The 21,379-nt window shown below is 64.2% G+C and carries 17 protein-coding genes; 14 read left to right on the top strand and 3 right to left on the bottom strand.

The features are described from left to right. Positions 1-75 precede the first annotated feature (75 nt). The 5 genes from IDH44_RS00905 to IDH44_RS00925 all read left to right on the top strand — a co-directional run bounded on the left by IDH44_RS00905 (position 76) and on the right by IDH44_RS00925 (position 5,812). On the top strand, positions 76-1,485 hold the full coding sequence (locus IDH44_RS00905) for an XdhC family protein (RefSeq protein WP_190913801.1): 1,410 nt from the start codon (positions 76-78) through the stop codon (positions 1,483-1,485). Further along, complete coding sequence (locus IDH44_RS00910) at positions 1,485-2,102, top strand: nucleotidyltransferase family protein (protein ID WP_190913803.1); 618 nt, start codon at positions 1,485-1,487, stop codon at positions 2,100-2,102. The genes IDH44_RS00905 and IDH44_RS00910 overlap by 1 nt, the downstream gene beginning before the upstream one ends. A gap of 244 nt (positions 2,103-2,346) precedes the next feature. Then, the gene (locus tag IDH44_RS00915; RefSeq protein WP_190913805.1) at positions 2,347-3,456 is read left to right on the top strand and encodes a hypothetical protein; all 1,110 of its coding nucleotides are present in this window, start codon (positions 2,347-2,349) and stop codon (positions 3,454-3,456) included. A gap of 374 nt (positions 3,457-3,830) precedes the next feature. After that, positions 3,831-4,586, top strand: a complete 756-nt coding sequence (locus IDH44_RS00920) for an SDR family NAD(P)-dependent oxidoreductase (protein WP_317890083.1) — start codon at positions 3,831-3,833, stop codon at positions 4,584-4,586. 26 nt (positions 4,587-4,612) lie between these two features. Beyond that, on the top strand, positions 4,613-5,812 hold the full coding sequence (locus IDH44_RS00925; protein WP_190913806.1) for an enolase C-terminal domain-like protein: 1,200 nt from the start codon (positions 4,613-4,615) through the stop codon (positions 5,810-5,812). A gap of 103 nt (positions 5,813-5,915) precedes the next feature. Here the strand turns inward: IDH44_RS00925 and IDH44_RS00930 are convergent, their stop codons facing one another. Together IDH44_RS00930 and IDH44_RS26330 are read right to left on the bottom strand one after the other, a co-directional pair. Next, positions 5,916-6,251 carry a putative PEP-binding protein gene (locus IDH44_RS00930; protein WP_223869253.1) on the bottom strand — a complete coding sequence of 112 codons (336 nt, stop codon included), beginning with the start codon at positions 6,249-6,251 and terminating at the stop codon, positions 5,916-5,918. Continuing rightward, positions 6,181-6,360, bottom strand: coding sequence for a PEP-utilizing enzyme (locus tag IDH44_RS26330; protein WP_223869261.1), 180 nt, complete (start codon positions 6,358-6,360; stop codon positions 6,181-6,183). Before IDH44_RS26330 ends, IDH44_RS00930 begins: the two co-directional genes overlap by 71 nt. On the opposite strand from IDH44_RS26330, the gene IDH44_RS26335 reads away from it, so the two are divergent. Continuing rightward, positions 6,327-6,491, top strand: a complete 165-nt coding sequence (locus tag IDH44_RS26335) for a hypothetical protein (RefSeq protein ID WP_223869263.1) — start codon at positions 6,327-6,329, stop codon at positions 6,489-6,491. The two genes, IDH44_RS26330 and IDH44_RS26335, sit on opposite strands and share 34 nt — an antisense overlap. A 447-nt stretch (positions 6,492-6,938) precedes the next feature. Continuing rightward, positions 6,939-7,364, top strand: a complete 426-nt coding sequence (locus IDH44_RS00940) for an AbrB/MazE/SpoVT family DNA-binding domain-containing protein (protein ID WP_190913811.1) — start codon at positions 6,939-6,941, stop codon at positions 7,362-7,364. 347 nt (positions 7,365-7,711) lie between these two features. Here IDH44_RS00940 and IDH44_RS00945 read toward each other — a convergent pair whose 3' ends face one another. Further along, entirely contained in the window at positions 7,712-8,716 is a 1,005-nt protein-coding gene (locus tag IDH44_RS00945; protein WP_190913812.1) for a hydroxyacid dehydrogenase, read from the bottom strand. Positions 8,717-8,906: 190 nt separating this feature from the next. Between IDH44_RS00945 and IDH44_RS00950 the strand changes: the two genes are divergently transcribed. The 7 genes from IDH44_RS00950 to IDH44_RS00980 all read left to right on the top strand — a co-directional run bounded on the left by IDH44_RS00950 (position 8,907) and on the right by IDH44_RS00980 (position 20,543). After that, a complete protein-coding gene (locus tag IDH44_RS00950) occupies positions 8,907-9,794 on the top strand; it encodes an AraC family transcriptional regulator (RefSeq protein WP_190913814.1) in 888 nt (295 codons plus the stop codon). Between the two features lie 159 nt (positions 9,795-9,953). Then, on the top strand, positions 9,954-10,964 hold the full coding sequence (locus tag IDH44_RS00955) for a phytanoyl-CoA dioxygenase family protein (protein ID WP_190913815.1): 1,011 nt from the start codon (positions 9,954-9,956) through the stop codon (positions 10,962-10,964). Positions 10,965-11,577: 613 nt separating this feature from the next. Beyond that, positions 11,578-12,615 (top strand): LacI family DNA-binding transcriptional regulator, encoded by a 1,038-nt coding sequence (locus IDH44_RS00960; protein ID WP_190913817.1) that lies wholly within the window; start codon positions 11,578-11,580, stop codon positions 12,613-12,615. A gap of 97 nt (positions 12,616-12,712) precedes the next feature. Further along, positions 12,713-14,092: an ABC transporter substrate-binding protein gene (locus IDH44_RS00965; RefSeq protein WP_190913819.1), complete on the top strand. Its 1,380-nt coding sequence runs from the start codon at positions 12,713-12,715 to the stop codon at positions 14,090-14,092. A 10-nt stretch (positions 14,093-14,102) separates the two neighbouring features. Then, a complete protein-coding gene (locus IDH44_RS00970) occupies positions 14,103-15,011 on the top strand; it encodes a carbohydrate ABC transporter permease (RefSeq protein WP_223869254.1) in 909 nt (302 codons plus the stop codon). After that, positions 15,001-15,828 (top strand): carbohydrate ABC transporter permease, encoded by an 828-nt coding sequence (locus IDH44_RS00975; RefSeq protein WP_223869255.1) that lies wholly within the window; start codon positions 15,001-15,003, stop codon positions 15,826-15,828. The genes IDH44_RS00970 and IDH44_RS00975 overlap by 11 nt, the downstream gene beginning before the upstream one ends. Then, positions 15,828-20,543, top strand: coding sequence for a glycoside hydrolase family 31 protein (locus IDH44_RS00980; RefSeq protein WP_190913821.1), 4,716 nt, complete (start codon positions 15,828-15,830; stop codon positions 20,541-20,543). The genes IDH44_RS00975 and IDH44_RS00980 overlap by 1 nt, the downstream gene beginning before the upstream one ends. The last annotated feature ends 836 nt before the right edge of the window (positions 20,544-21,379 follow it).

Below are 21,379 nucleotides of genomic sequence, written 5' to 3' on the forward strand. Positions count from 1 at the left end.
GGCCGCTCGGCGATTCATCGGGCGAGGCCTTCGCGGTAGCGGACAGACTATTGCGCATCGAAAGGAGCGAGGCGGATGGAGGAGCTGCGGGACAGGCTGCGCGCGTGTATGGATGCGGGCGAGCCCTGCGTCGTCGCCGTGATCGTCCGGGTGGAGGGCTCGGCCTATCGCCGCGAGGGCGCGCGCTGCCTCATCCGCGCCGGCGGCGAGGTGCACGGCATCCTCAGCGGCGGCTGCATCGAGGAGGAGCTGTGCGCGTATGCGGAGGAGATCCTGCGCAGCGGCCGCAGCCGGATGGTGCATTACGACTTCCGCACGGATGAGGACGCGGTGTGGGGCACGGGCGTCGGCTGCAACGGCGCAGTGACGATCTGGCTGGAGCCGTTCGATCCGGCGAGCCGGCCGGAGCGGGCGCGCGCCATGCTGGACGACCTGGACAGGCGGATTGCCGCGGCCGAGCCGTACGAGGCGGTGACGGTGCTCGGCAGCTCCGATCCGCAGCGCTGGCCCGAGGGCACGCGGCTGCGTCGGCCAGCCGACGAATCCGGGACACCGGGCGCTGCGGAGGAGGAGTCTGCGGTGCGTGTGTCCCGCGGTGGAGCCGGAGAGCCGCTGGGCATGAGGGATATGGCGCAGTCTCCCGGCTTCCATACCGAGGTATGGGCGGACGGCGCCGAGCTGGAGCTGCTGATCGAGCCGGTCCGGCCGCGTCCCGAGCTGATCATCGTCGGCGTCGGCGATGACGCCCGCGTCCTGTGCCGGCTGGCGCGCCAGCTGGAGTGGAAGGTGCGCATCGTCTATCATGCGACCGATCGACTCAGCGCCGCGCGTTTTCCCGAGGCGAATGCCCTCACGGTCGTATCTCGCCTGGATTATCGGAGTGTGGCCGTGCGGGACGCGTATGTCGTCGTCATGACCCATCAGCTGGAGCTGGACAGTGCGGCGGTCACCCAATTGCTCGTGCCGGAGGCGGCCTATGTCGGTCTCGTCGGCTCGCGGTATCGGCTGCAGCGGATCCTCGCTGCGTTGACGGCCGAGCGGGGAGAGCCGGACGCTACGCTCCTGGACAAGCTGCATTCTCCCGTCGGGCTCGATATCGGAGCGGAGACGGCCGAGGAGATCGCGCTCAGCATTCTGGCGGAGGCCATGGCGCGGCGACGAGGCCGCGCAGGCGGTCCGCTGCGCGAGCTCGGCGCACTGGGCGGTCGTGCAGGGCCGAAGAATCACGACGAGTTCGAAGATCGCGGCGAGCCAGAGGGTCACGCCAGGTCAGGCGAGCAGGATGGGCGAGCAGCACGAGGCATGCGCGCCAAGCGTGAAGCGTCGGCGGGCGCAGCCGACGCGCAAGAGAGCAGCGGCGAAGCAGCGGCCTCCTCGTCGGAGGAGTCGTATGGCGACCGCCGGGTTCCGGCTATCTCCGCCGATCGTCAGAGTGCGGGGGCCGGACGTTCTGCTCGCGGGCACGTATTCAAAGGTGGGCGGTGATGGATGGTCGCATCTGGGCCCTCATGCTGGCCGCTGGCCGCTCGGTGCGGATGGGCGAGCCCAAGCTGCTGCTCCCTGCGCCAGAGGGCACTGTGCTGCGGCAGTCGCTGCGTCGAATCGTCGATGCGGCGGCCTGCCGAGTCGCACTCGTGGCGGCTCACGACGGGCCGGTGAGGCCTGCCGATGCAGGCGATGTCGCGGTCGAATGGATCGGATCGGAGCGTTCGCATCTCGGACTCGGGGCCTCGCTTGCTGTCGGGGTGCGGGCGCTTGCGGAGCGGTTCGCTCCCGACGCTGTCGTGGTTGTGCTCGGCGATCAGCCGGAGCTGAATCCGGCGGTGCTTCGCCGCGTCGTGGCAGCCTATCGCGAGAGCCGCTCGCTGATCGTACAAGCACGCTATTCGGACCGGCCGGGGCACCCGGTCTTATTCGATTCGACCCTCCTGCCGGAGTTGGCTGCGTTATCCGGCGACAGCGGCGCCCGCGCGGTGCTGCGGCGTCATGCGATGAGCATACGGTATGTCGACGTGGCGGCCCCGGCCCCGCGCGACATCGACACGCCTGCGGACTATGCGGCGTATCGCGCGCGGCTCGGCCTGGCCCGGCCCGAGCACTGAAGCGCGACGCCCCCACCAGGTGTCAGGCATCGCGCTGATAGTCAATAAGCTTCTTGAAAACGTGCTCGTCGCAACAAGCGGCTGAGCACGTTTTGATTGAAAAATAGGGGAAGGGTGTCTAGGCTGACAGCGGCTTTTGGTCCGATTGCTCGCGGAAACACCGGCGCTACCGAGGAGCAGGCGAGCGAGCGGCGCGAATAGAGGTAGAAAGTAACGCTAAGCCTTGTACGAAAGGAGCTGGAAAATGGCCGAGCCGTTGAAACATGTCTACAATCCCGCATTTTTGAGCCAATTCGCGGGCATCGTCAAGTCGGCGTATCCCGCCTTTGCGTCGGAGCGCTTCGTGAAGGACGTGCTGAAGGACAACTGGGAAGCGCTGGAGCTGAAGGCGCGGATGCGCCGTATCACGAACGTGCTGGGTGAGCATCTGCCTGATCGCTACGAGGACGCGCTCGATGTCCTGCTCGCCATTGCGCCGCAGTGCAGCGGATTTCCGTATCTGTTTTTTCCCGACTTCGTCGAGGTGTACGGCATGGAGGAGCGGCATTGGGCGCGCTCGATGCTGGCATTGGAGCGCTTCACGCAGCGCTCCAGCGCCGAATTCGCGGTGCGGCCGTTCCTGCTGCGCGATCCTGTGCGCATGATGGAGCAGATGCTGCGCTGGACCGAGCATCCGGTCGATCACGTGCGCCGACTTGCCAGCGAGGGCTGTCGGCCTCGTCTGCCCTGGGGGCAGTCGCTGCCGATGTTCAAGCGGGATCCGTCTCCGGTGCTTCCCGTGCTGGAGCAGCTCAAGGCGGACCCCTCGCTGTATGTGCGCAAAAGCGTAGCCAACAACCTGAATGATATCGCCAAGGATCACCCGCAGCTCGTGCTGGATACGGCCTCTCGCTGGAAGGACAGCGACCCGCATACGGACTGGATCATTCGGCACGGCTGCCGCACGTTGATCAAAGGCGCGTTTCCCGGCGTTTTGCACTTGTTCGGGTATGCCCGGGAAGGTAGCCTCGTCGCGCATGCCGCGCTGACCGCATCGCCCGTCTCCCTGCCGATCGGCGGCAGTTGTGAGCTGACCTACGAGCTGCACATTCGGGAAGGGGAGGCGGCGAAGCTGCGCATCGCCTATGCTGTCGATTTCGTCAAGGCCAGCGGCCGCAGCTCCAGGAAGCAGTTTTTGCTCTCGGATCGAGTCGCTCAAGGCGGAGCGCTGATTCGAGGGGTGCGCACACACCACTGGCGCGAATTGACGACCAGGCGTCATTATCCCGGCCTGCACCGCATTGTTTTGCTGGTCAACGGGATCGAATTAGCCGAGACTGCGATTGAGCTTCAGGCTGCCCTGCCGAATGCGTGAGAACAAAATAAAATGTGAGACCAAAAGCCTATAAACCAGAAAATTTTTAAATGTTTTTTTCATCTTGATTCACGTGCTAACTAAGCACGTACGGTACAGTGGGTGAAAGTGGCGACTGCGAAAGCGGCCAACCTTCCGTTGTGATCTGTAACGGACAGAAATGACCGTAAGAAGCAGGGAAATAGACCGAGCTGCCAGCCTCGGAGTCTCAGCCCAACCCCGCGCCGTCAAAGGTCGGCTTGTCCGTTTCGCCTTGAAACGAACTCGACCATAAAAGACGGCCTTGCTGTATCGCCTTGGGAATCAGGCGTTGTACTTGGAAGAGAAGAGGTATAAAATGGATGGCAGAATAGGGGGAGAAGGGAGGAGATTTGGTGGAAAATGAAATGAAAGCGCTTGTAACAGGCGGTAGTCGGGGAATCGGCCGCGGCATTGCGATGGAGCTGGCGCAGGCCGGTTATCAGGTCGCTATCGCCCACTGGCAGGATGGGGAAGAGGCCAGGAATACGGCCAGCCAAGCCGAGGCGGCGAGCGGTCAACCGTGCCCAATCATTGAGGTCGATCTGGCGGACGAGGATGGGGCGCCTCGCACCTTTGCGGCGGCTCTGGATGGGATGAAAGGACTCGACGTATTGGTCAACAACGCGGGCATATGTGAATTTTGCGACACGCGGCAGCTAAGCGCAGAACACATCAATCGTGCCACGGCGGTGAATTTTCGGGCCCCGCTGCTCCTCATGCAGGCGGCGTCGGCGCATATGGTGGCGCATGGCATCTCCGGGCGCATCGTCAATATTACGTCGTCGCGCGGCACGCGGGCGTATCCCGGCGATGCCGTATACGGCGGCCTGAAGGCCGCCCTGCAACGCGCCACCGAGTCGGCTGCGCTCGATCTGGCGCCGCATGGTATTCGGGTGAATGCAGTGGCGCCAGGCGCGACGCTCGTGCGGGAGGCGAGTGCGCATGCGGAGCAGCTCGGCCGGCGCATCCCGCTGGGGCGGATGGGACAACCTGCGGACATCGGCAAGGCTGTGCGCTGGCTGGTGTCCGACGCGTCCGCCTATGCGACGGGCATCGTCCTGCGCATCGACGGCGGACTCATCCTGCCCGGCATGCCGGAGTCGGAGTGAAAAATCGAAAGGGTGTGAGGCGAAAGATGAACAAGCTGCAAATTACCAGCGTCAAGACGATCCTGACGGCGCCGGCGGGCATCAATCTCGTCGTGGTCAAGGTGGAGACGTCCGAACCGGGACTGTACGGACTTGGATGCGCGACCTTTACGCAGCGCTATCTTGCGGTGGCCGAAGCAATCGAGCGCGACCTGAAGCCGTTTGTGATCGGCAAGGACCCGCAGCGCATCGAGGACATCTGGCAGACGGCCATGGTCAGCTCGTACTGGCGCAACGGGCCGGTGCTGAACAACGCGCTCTCCGGCATCGACATGGCGCTATGGGATATCAAAGGCAAACTGGCCGGACTTCCGGTGTATCAGTTGCTGGGCGGCAAATGCCGCGAGGCAGCGGCGATCTACCGGCATGCGGACGGTGCGGATCTGGGAGAGATCGAGGAGCGCGTGCACCAGTATATGGAGGAAGGCGTCCGGCATATTCGCTGCCAATGGGGCGGCTATGGCGGCAAGCACACGGTCCAATCCCCGGAGGAGGCCTTGCCGGGCGCATACTTCCATCCGGCGTCGTATGCGCGCGGCGTCGTGAAGCTGTTTGATCGCATGCGCGAGCGGTTCGGCGACGAGATCGAGCTGCTGCACGACGTGCACGAGCGACTGCAGCCGGTCGAAGCGGTGCGGCTTGCCAAGCAGCTCGAGCCGTACCGCCTGTTTTTCCTGGAGGACCCGCTGCCGCCCGAGCATCTGCAGGCGATGCGTCTGCTGCGCCAGCAGACCGCGACGCCGCTGGCGATCGGCGAGCTGTTTGTCCATCCGCAGGAGTGGGTGCCGCTCATTTCGCAAGGGCTGATCGATTTCATCCGGGTGCACTTGTCCGCGATCGGGGGGATTACTCCGGCGCGCAAGCTGGCGGCGCTGGCCGATGCGTTCGGCGTGCGGACGGCCTGGCACGGACCTGGCGACGTGTCTCCGGTCGGCCATGCCGCCAATCTTCACCTGGATCTGAGCTGCCCCAACTTCGGTATTCAGGAATGGTACGCCTTCCCGGAGGCGGTGCAGGAGGTTTTTCCCGGTTGTCCGAGCGTGCGCAACGGGTACGCCTACGTCCGCGAGGCGCCCGGCCTGGGTGTCGACATCGACGAGACACAGGCCGCGCGTTATCCGTGCCGCCACGAGCTGCCGGCCTGGACGCTGGCGCGGCTGCCGGATGGCAGCTCGGCTCGGCCTTAGCAGGCCTGCTCCCCCCGAATAGCAACCGCTATGCCGCACGCCGATGCTGCGATCGAGCGGGTAGCCCGGGCCTACGGGGCTCTTCATTCTTCACAATTGCGCGCTACAAAGCCGCACTGGGAACCTGCGGGAAGTGCTGCTCGACATAGCGGCGGACCTCCGCCGCTATGTCGAGCTCCAGGACCTCCAGGGCAGCCTGGCGCAGCTTCGCCTGATCCGGCAGCTCCGCCTGCAAGCGGAGCTGCCGTCCGATGGCAGGGAGCGTCTCGTTGCTCACGCTGAACGTGTCCAGGCCCATGCCGAGCAGCAGCGGCACTGCCGCCGCCTCGCTCGCCATTTCGCCGCAGAGGCTCACTTTTTTGCCGCGATCATGCGCGCAGCGCGGCGACCGTGCCGCTCGATCCGTCGAGCCGCAAGCGCTGCCCGTCGCGGATGTCAAGTAGACCCGAGCCGATGCCGACGACGGCCGGGATGCCGATGGAGCGGGCGATGATGGCGCAGTGAGAGCTGGCGCGTGCGCGCGATGGGACTGGAAGCGGCAGCAGCAGCGAACTTCGACGATGTTGCGGCGGATGCGTACTATGCCGGAGAAGTGGCGGTAGCCAAGGCGCTGGGTTTGCCCGGGGGACGGGCGACAACCTTTTCCAGCCGGAGCAGCCGATCTCCGGACAAGAGATGATGGTGCTGATCGACAATGCCCTGGCGCTGCTCGAACGTTTGTATCGGTATGTATTCTAGATAATCTTCAGGCTCGGAGGCGCGTTCTGGCGCTTCTGTAGCAGTTTTAAGACAAAAGACCGTCCAATGAGGCGGTCTTTTGTCATTGAGAGCTGACAATGCAACTGGGGAAGTGCTCATTTTTTGGAAAGAATCCGCAACCTATGCCGTGCTTGGCTCGTCTCTTATGTAGGAATGCCGCATGATAGGCGAACGATAGCGCAACACATTGTGTCGACGGCACATGCAGACAGGCCCTGCGTACGCTGATATGGCAAGATCGGAAGGTTTGCTTTCATAAAATCGAATTAAAATGGGAAAATTGTTGGGGGTGAAAAGGGCTATTTTAATACTTGCATTTGCGGTATGATAGGAGAAAACAAACCGTTCAGGGTGGAGGCTCAAATAGATGAAGCATACAGGCATGATTCGCCGGGTGGATGAACTCGGACGGATCGTCATGCCGGTGGAGCTGCGGCGGCTGCTGCAGTTTTCCGAGGGCGATCCGATGGAATTCTTTTTTGATGATGAGACCCGCCGCATCATGCTGCGGCCGTTTCGCAGCCAGGCCTGCGTTTTCTGCGGCTCGACAATGGGGCTTGTCATGTACCGCGAGCGGTTCATCTGCTCGTCCTGCGTCAAGGAGATGAAGACGCCGCCGGTTCAGCCCAAAAAAGCGGCCGCACGGCCCAAAACCGGCAACACGCTGTATGAACTGGCAGTCGTCATGGAGCAGTATCCGGGCGCCAGTCCCGCCCAATGGGCGGAAATGATCGGCGTCGCGACGCGGGAGGTCGAGCAAATCATTGCCCAGTTCGGCGGCAAGGAGGCTTAGGGGCGAACACACACCTCGGCGCAAAACTGACGATGGGCTGCGGAGCATAAGACGTTTTGGCGCGCAAGTCGCTGTGGTACGCTCAACACCGTTTCATTCCGGTCAAGGCGAAACGGCTGGCACCATCCTTTGGTGGCGACACAAGTTACGTTCCGAGAATAGATAGAGCGATTTATAGGCGTTCAGCTTATAAATTCTATCTATTCTAGAAAAAATCGCTCCAATTCAGGCCCAGCCGGACCTGAATTGGAGCGGTTTTCAAATCGATAGAAGCTATAAGCTTCGCTTTGATCGATCGTATGGATCGGTTTGACGCAATGAAGCGTGTCGCCCTGACGGGCTCGGACTCAGCCGAGCGTCGCGAGATCCTGCTGGTGGATCTCGTAGCGCAGCTCCTCGCCGCTGGCGTAGGATGCGGCTTCTTCCAGCATGAATTCGGCCATGCGTGCGACCTCCTGATTGAAGCTGCCGGAAATATGCGGCGTGATGATGACATTGTCCATCGTCAAAAACGGATGGCCTTCCTTCGCCGGCTCGGGATAGGTGACATCGAGAATGGCTGTACGTGCCGGCTCGGCCTGCAGCGCACGGACGAGGTCGGCTTCGACGACCTGTGCGCCGCGCCCGGTATTGATAAAGGTCGCATTGGGCAGCATGCGATCGAACAGGCTGCCGTTCAGCATGCCGACCGTCTCGGGATTGTTGGCCAGATGATTGGAGATCGTCTGGCACGCGGCGAAGAGGGTCTCCAGGCTCGCCTTCTGCACGCCGAGCGCTTCGGCGCCTTCCTCCGGCAGGTACGGGTCGAATACGAGGAAGTCGATCTCGTAGCCGCTCAGCCGCTGGATGACGCCGCGGCCGATCCGCCCCGCCCCGATGATGCCGACCTTTGTACGATAATTCCCCGGGAATGTACGATAGTACGCCTTCGCATCGGCTACGCTTGCCTTGTACTTACTAGCGGCTTGATAGTACCCTTTGTTGGCCAGCACGATCTGCGCCGCGGTATATTCTGCGACCGGCACTGCGTTGGCGGACTGCGCGCTCGTGACGCGCACGCCACTGGCAAGCAGCGGCTCGGCGAAGCTCTTCACCGAGCCGGCCGCGTACAGCACCAGCTTCAGCTTCGGGAAATACTGCCGGATCTGCTCTTCCTCGAGCCGGCACATCCCCCACGTCGAGAAAGCCAGCTCCGTCTCGCGCAAAGCCTCTGCGTGTGCGCCCAGATTGTCCGGTGTAATGCGCTCGGGATAAAGCTCGACTTGTTCTTGCAGCCGCTCCATCATCTCTTGCGTGTACACATAATCGATCCGATTGTCTGCATTTCCGATTAAAATCGCCTTTTTTTTCACTCGCTCATCCCCCGAATCCTTAAGTTCTGCTTCATTTTATCGCTGCGTCGCGAGGGTGTCAATTGTTTCGGCCCCCCGCAAGCGCGCTCTGGAGCCGCCTGGGCGGCTTGTCCAGCGCTGCACATCTGCGGTAAGCTAGGTGGTAAAGCAATTGCAAACGAGAAATTCGCAATCACACGGGGGACCGAGCATGGAAACTGGTGCATCATCCGCATACGCCGCAACCGAAGACCCGCTGGAGCGGGTGCGCTTCGTACGCGCCAGGGGCAGCGGCCGCGTGCCGTGCGTGCCGGGCTGGCGCTGGGAGCGCCGCGAGCCGCTCACCGACTTCGACCTCTGGTATGTCGCGGCAGGTCAAGGCACGCTGCGGCTCGGGGCGCGCGACTATCCGGTCCGCGCCGGGAGTCTGTTCGTGCTGCGTCCGGGCGAGCTGCCGCGGGCGACGCAGGATGAGCGCGACCGTGTCACCGTCATCTTCGCCCACTTCTCGATGCGCTGCCCACCCGACCGCAGCTTTCTGCCGCCGCGGCAGGTGCAGCTGGAGGAGGAGCGGCACGAGCTCGAGCGGCTGTTGCACCGACTGCTGGAGACGGCCGGGCGCGACAGCCTCTGGCAGCGCACGGAATACGACAGCTTGCTCAAGCTGATCTTCATTCACAGCGCACGTCATGCTGCGCAGGCCGGGGTGCTTGCGGGCAATAGCCGCCGGCAGCTGCTCGTCCAGGCGGCCATTGGGCATATTCGGGCCTGCGGCGGCAGGGTGACGCCAGCCGAACTGGCGGCGCACTGCGGGATCTCGGCCCAGTATCTGAGCCGGATTTTCAGGGGGGTTGCCGGGGAGTCGCTCAAGCGCTGCCTGGTGCGCATCAAGCTGGAGCGGGCGCAGGCGCTGCTCACGGAGTCGTCGATGACGGCCTCCGAGGTCGCGGAGGCGCTGGGCTATGCCGATCTGTATAGCTTCAGCAAGCTGTTCAAAAAATACGTCGGCGTGCCGCCGTCCCGCTACGCGCCGGACCGCCCTTCGGATCGGCGCGGCGATGAACCGGACGCGCCGAATGAGTCACAGCGTATGCGGTAAAAATGAAGCGGACACTTCGCCTTGAACGTGCAGGACGTATTAGATGCGACATCCTGGTACGGCTCAGACCATTCTGTATGCGGCCAACCGGTGCTATAGTACGGGTATTCGCGGCGGCGGCCCTAGCGGCTGCCGCAGCATCAGGGGGGCCGAGCATATATGGAGACGATCAAGGGAATGGTGCATCGTGTAGCGGACGGGACCGTCCGCATTCAGTCCGACCGCAGAGAGTGGCATCAGGTGCCGCAGGAAGGCGAAGCGGCGAATCTGCTGCCCGGGCAACGGGTCGTGCTGACGGTAGAAGCGGGTAATGTCGTGCGAATCGGTGCGGAGACGGGCGCCGCGTCCACGCCGTGCGAGATCGCCGACTCGATGTATCGCTACGATCAGGTGGAGACGGAGCGCGTGCCGACAGCGGACGCAGTGGGAGAGGCACAGTTGAGGCGCTTCGCCGAACAGGGCTATCTCGTCGTGGACCAGCTGCTATCGCCGCAGGAGGTAGCGGACGCCCTGGCAGATGTCGACGCCATCATCCAGGGGCGCATTCAGGGACCGCGCGTGCAATTCATGCGCAACGCCGGCGAGCTGCGTACGCCCGAGGCGCGCGAGCTGGCGGTGCGCAAGCTGAGCAAGTACGTCGAGCATGCGCCTGCGCTGCGCGCCGTCTGCGAGCAGGCGGGGCTGCGCGGCGTGCTGGCGGGCATCTTCGGCGAGCCGGCGAGCTTGATCGAGGATCAGGCGATCCTCAAGCCGCCGGGCGGAGAGGCCGGGGCGGAGAAGCCGTGGCACCAGGACATGGCATACGGCACCCTGTCGCAGACCAAGCCGGTATGCGGCGTCTGGATCGCCCTGGACGAGGCGACGCTGGACAACGGCTGCATGCACGTCATCCCCGGCTCGCACGCGGAGGGGCCGGTGCCGCATTTCGCGGTGCGCGACTGGCAGCTCTGCGACGCGCATGTCCGGGTCGAGCGGGATGTTGCCGTGCCGCTGCAGCCGGGCGGCGCGCTGTTTTTCTCGGGGCTGCTGCATCACGGCACGCCGCCCAATTTCTCCGACCGCCGCCGCCGCGCGCTACAGTTCCACTTCAGCCCGCAGTCGTCGCAGCGCATGACGCCGCAGCAATTCAAGGCGATGTTCACGAGCGAGCTGAACGGGGCGGAGTGTTAGAGCGCAGGGAGAACGGGAGAATGACGCGCTGATTGATCAATAGAAAAACTGGTCGCCGGCTTCGACTTGCTCGTAGACCGGCGATTCCACCCTTTCAGGTTTCGTACAACCCTTCCAAAATTTATGTTGACACCGCTTCCAAATCGTTGTACATTCAAGTTAACCGTTTAACAACGATCCAAAGTCGAACCGCCACGAACCCTACCCAAGGGGCTTGAAGATGCGGCTAAACGGAATGTTGCGGGAGTTTTCGTAAGGTGCAAGTTGACGGAGCTTTTCTGTGGACATGAGCGACGCTTAGCGTGTCGAATTGGACCAACTGGAAATGTAACGGTCACCAGTGACGCTTAGAGCGCTCAATAAGGGTTTATTCGTGAAATAAAAGCTTCTAAGCGTCGCTCATGTCCAGTACAGTTGCGGAATGTGCAAAATGAGTCTCTAACGGTTTCTGATGTCCGTTACATTTCTCGGCAGCGCAAGATGATCCCGAAAGGCGACAAATTCCGAAAGGCGACAAAAGGAAAGATCATGAGATCGAGCAAATGATGCGTATAACCTGGATCACCAGGGGGCATGAGCCAGGCGCTCTGCAAGAAAGGATGTTAGCCTCAGCATGAAGAAAACGACAATCAAGGACGTAGCCAGTCATGCCGGCGTATCGGCGGCCGCCGTATCGTACGTGCTCAACGGCAAGGCGCACAAGGTGTCCGAGGACACGATCCAGAAAATTCACGACTCCGTCAAAGCGCTCAACTATATTCCCAACATCTCGGCGCGGGGGCTGGCCAAAAATACGTCGGAGCTGGTCAGCATCATCATCCCGCAGACGGAGAGCCGCAAGCAGCTCATGCTGGAGAATCCATTCTACGCCGAAATCATCAGCGCAATTGAGGCGGTCGTGCGGGACTACGGCTATCATGCGATCCTCGCCGGCGTCGACGAAGGGGTGTCCTATCTGGACATCTCGGTGTCGCGCAATCTCGACGGCGCGATCATCATGGGCGTCTATCCGGAGCGGCTGTACGAGGAATGCAAGAAGGTCAATATCCCGATCGTGCTGATCGACAGCTACATCCACGACGAGACATTCGCCAATGTCGGCATCGACGACGAGCACGGCGGATACCTCGCGACCAGCCATCTGATTGCCAAGGGGCATCGCAACATCGCTCTCGTGACCGGCACGATTCGCCGCGACGGCGTCGTGGAGAAGCGCTTCCTCGGCTACAAGCGGGCGCTGCAAGAGAACGGGCTGTTCTATCATCCCGATTATGTGTTCGAGGATTCGGTCAGCTACGAGCACGGCCGCGTCACCGGTCGGCTCATCGCCGAGCGCCATCCCGACATTACCGCCGTCTTCGCCACCGCAGACATGGTCGCCTTCGGCCTCATCCGCGGCATCCACGAGGCGGGCAAGCGCGTCCCGGACGATCTCTCGGTGATCGGCTTCGACGACATCTCAATGGCGCATATGTTCCTGCCGCCGCTGACGACCGTCAAGCAGCAGATCTCCTACAAGGGCGAGACGGCAGCTCGTCTGCTGATGGAGCAGATCGTCGGCGAGCGGCCGCGGCGCGGCGCCGAAGTGCCGCGCATCCTCATTCCGCTGGAGCTGGTGGAGCGTGACACGGTTCGATTGTTAAACGGTTAACTCGTGCCCGTACGAGGCGACCGCTTGATAATGATACAGCAGGGAAGGGCAAGTTGGTGCATCGCAAGTCCACTATCGGTATAGGGGGAGTAAGGGAATGCAAAAACCGAGAATTTTAAAAGCGCTTTCATTATTGGCGGCGTTTGCCTTGACGCTCGTCTTGCTGGCGGCGTGCAGCGGGGGGAATAACGACCCCGAAGGGAATGGTGCGGGAACGAACGGGGCGCAGTCCGCGGGAGGCGACGGAGCAAAGGGAAGCGGCGGCGGGGCCAAAAGTGGAGGCGGCGCAGGCGGCAAGACCGAGCAGGTGACCGTGAAGTTCGCCAACTTCTCCGGCTCCGGCGATCCGGCGCCGCTGCTCGAGCAGATGCGCGAGACCTTCGAGGCCCAGAATCCGGATGTGAAGGTTGAAATCGAGACGATCGGCTTCGGCGATTACTTCACGCAGATGCAGACGCGCGTCGCCTCCGGCACGGCGCCCGACGCCTACGAGCTGAATTACGAGAACTTCGTCTCGTACGCGAAGAAGGGCGTGCTGCTCGACCTGCAGCCGATGTTCGAAGCGGCCGGCTTCGACAAGTCGGTGCTGTATGAGCAAGCGCTGGACGCCTTCCAGGCGGACGGCGTGCAGTATGGCATGCCGGCGAGCTTTTCGAACGTCGTGCTGATCTACAACAAGGATCTGTTCGACCAGGCGCAGACTTCGTACCCGACCATCGAGTGGACGTGGAAGGAAATGAACGAGGCCGCCGTCAGCATCCGGGCGCTCGGCGACGACATCTTCGGCATCTCGCAGGGCGTGCAGTTCTTCGAATTCTTCAAGGCGGCGCAGCAGAACGGCGGCAGCCTGCTGAACGAGGACCAGACGGCCTTCACGATCAACACGCCGGAAAACGTCGAGACGCTGCAATATATGGTTGATCGCATTCAGAAGTCCAACGTCATGCCGACCGAGGCGCAGATGAGCGGCATCGGCGATTGGGACCTGTTCAAGGCCGGGCGGCTCGGCATGATCCTGACCGGGGTGTGGGCGTTCCCCGACTTCGTGCAGAACGTCGAATTCCCTTGGGATATCGCCGTCGAGCCCGGCAACGTGCAGAAGGCGACGCATTTCTTCTCCAACGGCCTGGTCATCAACAAGGACAGCAAGGTCGCGGAGGCGGCATACCGCTGGATCGCATTCATGTCCGCCAGCAAGGAAGCGGCGCAGATCCGCGTCGACGGCAACTGGGAGCTGCCGGCGGTCACGTATCCCGACGTGCTGGAGGCGTATCTGGCAATCACGCCCCCGGACAACCGGCAAGCGGTCTTCGACTCGCTGGAATACCTCGTCACGCCGCCGGTGATCGAGCAGTTCGCGGAGATGAACGACACGCTGACGCTCCATCTTGCCGCCGCCGCCCAAGGGGCGAAGACGCCGCAGCAGGCGCTCGACGACGCGCAGCAGGAGCTGACCGCCAAGATCAAGCTGGAGTGAGGTGGGCACGATGACTGGCACGATGAAATGGAGCAAGCGGCTGACGATCTTCCTGTTCCTATTGCCGTCCTGCGCCGGCTTGCTCGTCTTCAGCATTATTCCAATCTTCTACTCCTTCGTCATCAGTCTGACCGATTGGAACGGGCTCAACGCCTGGGACGCGGCGGCGGGCGTGCCCGCCTTCCGCGGCATGGGCAACTACGCCGAGATCCTGAGCGGCGCCGAATTCTGGCGCGTGCTGCGCAATACCTTCTATTATATTGTCTTGTATATCCCGCTGATCCTGATCTTCTCGATCGCCGCGGCGGTGCTGCTGAACAACGCCTTCCGCGGCATGGGCGTCTACCGCGTGCTGTTCTTCATCCCGGTGCTGACGTCGTGGGTGGCGGGCTCGCTCATCTGGAAATGGCTGCTCAGCGCCGAGTACGGGCCGGTCAACGAGCTGCTCTCGTTCGTCGGCATCCAGGGCCCGGCGTGGCTGCAGGACCCGACGTGGGCGATGCCCGGCATCGTCATGGCCAGCATCTGGAAGGACATGGGGTTCTTCTCGCTGATCATGCTCGGCGGGCTGCAGGGCATCAATCCGAATTATTACGAGGCGGCGCAGATCGACGGCGCCAGCTTCTGGCGGCGCTTCACGGCGATTACGCTGCCGCTGCTCTCGCCGGTGCTGTTCTTCGTGATGATCATCTGCGTCATCAATTCGTTCCAGCTCTTCCCGCAGGTGATGATCATGACGACCGACGCCGGTCCGTTCGGCGCGACGCAGGCGATGGTGGAGCGGATCTACAAGTACGCCTTCAAGTACTACAAGATGGGTTATGCTTCGTCGTTCTCGTGGATCCTGTTCGTGATTATCTTCGTGTTCACGGTCGTGCAGTTCAGGCTGCAGAAAAAGTGGGTGCATTATGACGGGTAGTCGCTACATGTGGAGGGCGCTGTCGTTCTATGTCTTCGCGTCGATCCTGGCGCTGTTCGCGCTGGTGCCGTTCTTCTGGATGATCAGCACCTCGCTCAAGAGCAAGGGCGCGCTGTTCATCATCCCGATCCAGTGGCTGCCGGAGCAGGTGAGCTTCGAGGGCTATACGAAAATCTTCACGCTGTTCCCGTTCGCACGCGCGATCTTCAACAGCGCCTTCGTCTCCGTCGCCTCGACGAGCATCACGCTGCTGTCGGCGCTGATGGCGGCCTATGTGTTCGCCAAGCTGGAATTCAAGGGGCGCGAGGTGCTGTTCGCGCTGTTCCTGGCGACGATGATGGTGCCCGGGCAGGTGACGACGATTCCCGTCTTCCTCGTGCTCAAAAATCTCGGGCTCGTCAATTCGTTCACCGGACTGCTGCTGCCGTCGATCTTCAACCCGTTCGCGATCTTCATGCTGCGGCAGTTCATGAAGACGGTGCACAGCGACTTCATGGACGCGGCGTTCATGGACGGCGCGTCGCATGCGGGGGTGTTCCGTCGCATCATGCTGCCGCTGAGCATGCCGATCATCGCCACGCTCGCGGTGATTACGTTCATGGGCGTGTGGAACGATTACTTCTGGCCGCTCGTCATTCTCTCGGACCGGGAGAAGATGACGCTGCCGCTGGCGCTCAGCCAGCTCAGCGGGCAGTACGCCAATGAATACAACACGCTGATGGCCGGCAGTCTGATCTCGATGGCCCCGATCATTCTCATGTATATATTCGCGCAGCGGTACTTCAAGTCCGGTCTGCAGCTGGGAGGAATCAAGTGATGAAGCATACGATTGCGAATCACGGGCTGCGCGACGGCGCGCTGCTCGTCTATCATGCGCTGCGGCACGGCGAGGCGGCGCGCGCCCTCGCCTACCTGGAGGAGGCGGAGCGGCAGCTCGATGCAGCGGTGGAGAGCGGCGGCCAGGCGCAGCTGCTGGAGCAGGCGTACTGGCTCTGGATCGCGGGCGAATACGCCAACCACGAGGGCGGCCCTGAGGCGCTGGGCGAGGAGCGCGTGCGCCGCGCGCAGGACGTAGTGGCGGCGATCGCGGACGGCTGGGAGACGCCGGCGCAGCACTGGCTGTACCCGGAGCGCAGCGGCGTCTTCCTCAGTCATCTGGCGATCTGCCACGGCGCGCTGCAGGCGATTGCCAACCATTATCCGCTGCTCGGAGCGCAGCGCGCGGCCAAGACGCTGCGCGAGCAGGCGTTCGCCGCCTTCATGCGCGGCACCCGCTTCGTCAGCGAACGGGGAGGCGACGAGGTGTGGCCGGATATCGTGGCGGCGGCGGTGCCGTTCGGGATGATCAGCGCCGGCGATCTGGCGCTCGTGCAGGCGGTGGAGGCGCTGGAGGGGCAGCCGCTGCAGCCGCAGGAGGCCGGGCTGCTCGCGTGGTACTGGATGGAGAGCGGCCGGCCGGCGCGTGCCGCGCAGCTGCTGGATGCGCAGGGCGGCGCGTCGGAGGCCGGATCGAGGCCGGATACAGCGCTGGAGGATGCGCCGGGGCTGGACGCCGGCGGGGCTGCCCGGTCGGATCGGGAGCAGGTCGAGGGACCGGACGAGACGGCAGTCGGGATGCCGGGTAGGGCAGTAGGGGATGGGGCGCAGGCCGAGGTGCCGGAGACGGCTAGTGTGCATGCGACGGACGGCGGCGCAATGAGGGCGCAGGAAGAGACGCCGCCCGCGCTGCTGCGGATCGCGCATCTGCTTCGCGCCAGGGGGACGGCGCAGACGCGCGGCGCGGTCCCGGCGGCGGGAGCGGTGTTCGATCATGAGCCGCTCGGCGGGGAGAGCCCTTACTTCGCCGGGCCCAACGAGCGGACGCCGCGTCTGGTGACGGCGGGCGTCGCGCCGACGGTCGAGGTGCGGGTCGCGCCGCATGATCCGGCGCGGCCGGTCTGGCTGGAGGCGGAGACCGGCACAGGGCGCTCGTACCGCGTGCCGCTGCAGCCGATTAGCGATCCCGAGCTGGGCGAGCGCTGGCGCGGGGAGCTGGAGGCGTGCGCGGACTGGACGCAGGTGCGCTATCGCTTCGTGCGACCGGCAGAGGAAGCGGGGGAAGGGGACGCGCGCGCCGCGCAAGGTGAATTGGGCGCGTACGCGGACCATGGGCGATACGGAGCGTATGGGGACTATGGGCAATACGGAGCGTATGGGGACTATGGGGAGCATGGCGAGCGCGGGGCGCGCAACGCACACGGCGGCGGTGCGACTTCGCCGTGGTACCGCTACGAGGTACTGCGCTGGCGGCCGCCGGGCGACGTGCTCCGCGTCACGCAAGGAGCGGGCGCGGTGACGGCAGAGCTGGCGCCGGTCGCGCCGGGCGGGCCCGCGCTGGAGCTGGAGCTGACGGAGAATGCCGCCGGCGGCGTGCGGTGCCGCGTGCGACTGGGCTCGGGCGACGAGGCGGAGCGTGCGAGAAGGGCCGGGGAGGCCGCGAACGTGCATGCGTGCGGCATAGCGCCCGGCAGCGGTGAGGCGCCGGGAGGAGATGAGCCGGGGGCCGGCGGTCTGGCGACAGACGGCATGGCGGCAGGAGCCGGCGAGGCGACGGGCGCACAAGAGCCGGGGGCCGGCGGTCTGGCGACAGACAGCATGGCGGCAGGCAGCCTCCGGGCGCAGGGCGACATGGCCGCGCCTGACGATGCTGCGGTGCCCGGCGCTGGGGCTCGGGCGGCCGCGAGCAGCGATGGCTCGTCGCCAGTGGCCGCGGACGGCGTGTACGCGGTCGGCGCGGCTCGACTGGCGGTTGCAGACGGCCGGTTGCGCTTGACGCTGACGGATGGCGAGGGCGAGACGCTCGCCGCCAGTGCCGGGAATCGTGAGTCGAATGCAGCCGAGGGCGCCTCGGCGCCCTTGGAGGCGCTGGTCGACCGCACCGGCCGCATATACAAGCTGCGTCTCAATTTCGTCAGGCGCCAGGGCGAGCGGTTCTACGGGATGGGCGAGCGCTTCTCCGGCCTCGCGCACGACGGGCGCGAGGTGGACAATTATGTGTTCAATCAGTACAAGGACCAGGGATCGCGCACCTACATGCCGGTGCCGTGGGCGCTGAGCTCCGCGGGCTACGGGTTGTTTTTGGACACGGCGATGTATTCGATGTTCCGCTTCGGCGCGGGCGAGCGTCCGGGACTGCTGCAGGTGGAGGCGGACCTTCACGCCGCCGAGCAGCAGTTGGACTGGCACTGGCTGTCCGGCCGGCCGGCAGAGCTCGTGCAGGCGTTCGCAACGCTCACCGGCAAGCCCAAGCTGCCGCCCAAGTGGGCGCTGGGCCCGTGGATGTCCAGCAACAACTGGGACAGCGAGCGCGAGGTCGATTGGCAGCTGGAGCAGACGCGGCGTCACCGCATTCCAGCCACTGTGATCGTACTGGAGCAGTGGAGCGACGAGTCGACGTTCTATATTTTCAACGATGCGATCTACGCGCGCAAGCCGGGCAGCGCACGCTTCACGCTGGCGGACTTCACCTTCCCCGAGTGGGGGCGCTGGCCCGATCCGCGGGCGATGATGCGGCGGCTGCACGACGCCGGGCTGCGCGTCCTGCTGTGGCAGGCGCCGGTCATGAAGGACATGGACGGCATCGCCCACGCCCAGCGCGACGAGGACGAGCGCGAGATGGCGGCGCGCGGCTATGGCGTAGAGGACGCGGACGGCGGACCGTACCGCATCCCGTCCTACGAATGGTTCCGCGGCTCGCTGGTGCCCGACTTCACGTCGCCGCAGGCATCGGAGTGGTGGCTGGACAAGCGGCGCTATCTGCTGGAGGAGCTGGGCATCGACGGCTTCAAGACGGACGGAGGGGAATGCATCTACGGCGCGGCGGCGCGCTTCGCCGACGGTCGCGACGGCACGCAGATGCGCAATCTGTACCCGAATGTGTATGTCGGCGCGTTCCAGGCCTATGCCGACCGCTACGTGGACGGCGGGTCGATCACGTTCAGCCGTGCCGGCTACACGGGCGCGCAGACGGTGCCGCTGCACTGGGCGGGCGACGAGAAGTCGACCTTCGCCGCCTTCCGCGCGAGCATCGTCGCGGGTCTGAGCAGCGGGCTCTCCGGCATCCCGTTCTGGGGCTGGGACCTGGGCGGCTTCTCCGGAGAGATCCCGACGGCGGAGCTGTACATCCGCTCGACGGCGATGGCGGCGCTGTGCCCGGTCATGCAGTATCATGCCGAGAGCAAGGGCGAATTCAACCTCGACCGCACGCCGTGGAATATCGCCGAGCGCACCGGAGCTCCGGAGGTGCTCACGCTCTACAAGCGCTATGCCGACCTGCGTATGAATCTGCTGCCCTATCTCTACGCCGAAGCGCAGCGCAGCGCGGCCACCGGGCTGCCGCTGATGCGGGCGATGCTGCTGGATTACCCCGACGATCCGCGCTGCGCTGCGCTGGAGCAGCAGTACTTGCTCGGCGAGGCGCTGCTCGTCGCGCCGGTGACGGAGGAGGGCGCGACTGCGGTCGACGTCTACCTGCCGGAGGGCGAGTGGCTGCCGCTGGTGGACGAGGCGGCGGGTATGCGATTCGCGGGAGGCGGCGATGAGGCAGGTGATGAGGCAGCGCCTGCTGCGGAGGTAGCGGCACCGGCGCAAGCGCTGGCGGCAGCCGAGGTCGTAGACGCGGCGGGGACCGATCGTGCGATTGGGATCGCCGCAGAGGCGGAAGGCGCTTCGGCTCCAGCGGCAGCCGAAGGGGGCGGCTCCGAGGCTGCTGTTAACGGCGTCGAGGCTGCCGCGAATGCCGCGGAGGGCGAGGGCGCGGGCTGGCCGAGGACGGCAGGAGGGATGGCGGCGAGGCCGGAGGCTGAGCCATCCCGTCCGGAAGGCGCCCGTCCGGAAGGCGTGGCCGCTGCGGGGAGCAATCCCGCAAGCAGCATTCTCGCGGCGGCGGCCCAGGCGGCCGATCCCGCGTCCCGCGTCGCGGGCGATACGGAGGCCAGGTCCGCACGAGAGGCTGGCCGGCGGCCGGGGGCATCTCCGATCGGGCGCCGGGCTGACGCGCCGCCGCTGATCGGCGCGTACGGCAGCGAGCCGGTCGCGGCCGGCCGGACCGTGCGGGTCAAGGCGCCGCTCGGGACGATCCCCGCCTTCCTGCGGGCGGACTGCGCGCTGCCGCTTAATCTGGGCGCGGACGCCATGCTCGCGGACGACGTCGGCAACGCCGTGGACGGCTACGAGCGGTTGTCCGTCATGCTGCACCTGCAGCGGCGCATTGACTTCGCCTACGCGGATGAGGCGGCGGGCGTGCGCGTGACGCTCACGGCCGAGCGCACGGCCGCGGGCGTGACGGCGCAGGCCGTGGTGAGCGGGGCGCCGGCGACGCTGATCTTCCGCGCCTGCGGGAGCCGGAGCACGACGCTTGCGCATGCCGCAGGGCCTGTCGCAGGGCCTACAACGGCGCCGGAGGGCGAGCCGGGGATCCGCTGGCAGGTGCGTGGGCGCGATCTGCTGGCGGAGCTGCCCGAAGGGACGCATACGATTCGCATTGCGCCGTAAGTTTGGCGGAGTGGAGGGTGGGGCGTGTTGAGCGAGTTGCGGCAGCCGGCAGCCGGCTGCCGGGCCGGGCGTCAGGCTGGGCGTCAGGCTGGAGGCTTCGGCTCTTTGCGAGCCTCTTCAGGTATGTAAAGGAAGTTCGAGCTTCCCGGACTATTCTGAACTGCAAAAGTGCAGTTTAATCTGCGGGATTTTGACTTTTTGGGCTCTTGAACTGTAAAAGTGCAGTCTAATCGATACAAATTGTGTGAAAATCGGGTTTGGGCCGGATTTGAACTGCACTTATGCAGTTCAAACGATGGTATAGATGAGATGCAACAATTCAACTGTATTTATACAGTTCGGAAATATAAGTTGCGAGATTCCGTTCGCCAGCGACTGACCAGACCAGCGACTGACCAGACCAGCGACTGACCAGGCCTGCGGCTGCGAGACACGGTTCGCTATTGGGGAGATCCAGCCAGCGACACGAAATACTGCGACAGCCGGGAAAACGGACTTGCGAGCGGAACGACGCAGGGCCCGTCAGTGACGAGATCTGCTTCGCGAGTCGAGCGAAGTAGAGCGTGCCAGTGACGAGATCCGCCTCGCGAGTCGAGCGAAGTAGGGTCTGTGTGTGAAGAGATTCAGCTTGAATTGCATGCGAAGTGAAGCGGGTTGCTAGGACGAGAACGGGCCCCTGGTTCAGTCTCGGCTAACGCATGTTAACGCGATCTCAGGATCAGGAAAGGAGGTGAGGCAAGGTTGTGCAACAGGTGAGGCGCGGCCGACCGAGCCGATCGGCGGCTGCACGGCCGAAATCCAGCTCGAAATCGCTCAAACAAATGCGAAGGAGTTGA

Origin of the sequence: Paenibacillus sabuli (assembly GCF_014705605.1) — a bacterium.
GTDB lineage: Bacteria > Bacillota > Bacilli > Paenibacillales > Paenibacillaceae > Paenibacillus_D > Paenibacillus_D sabuli.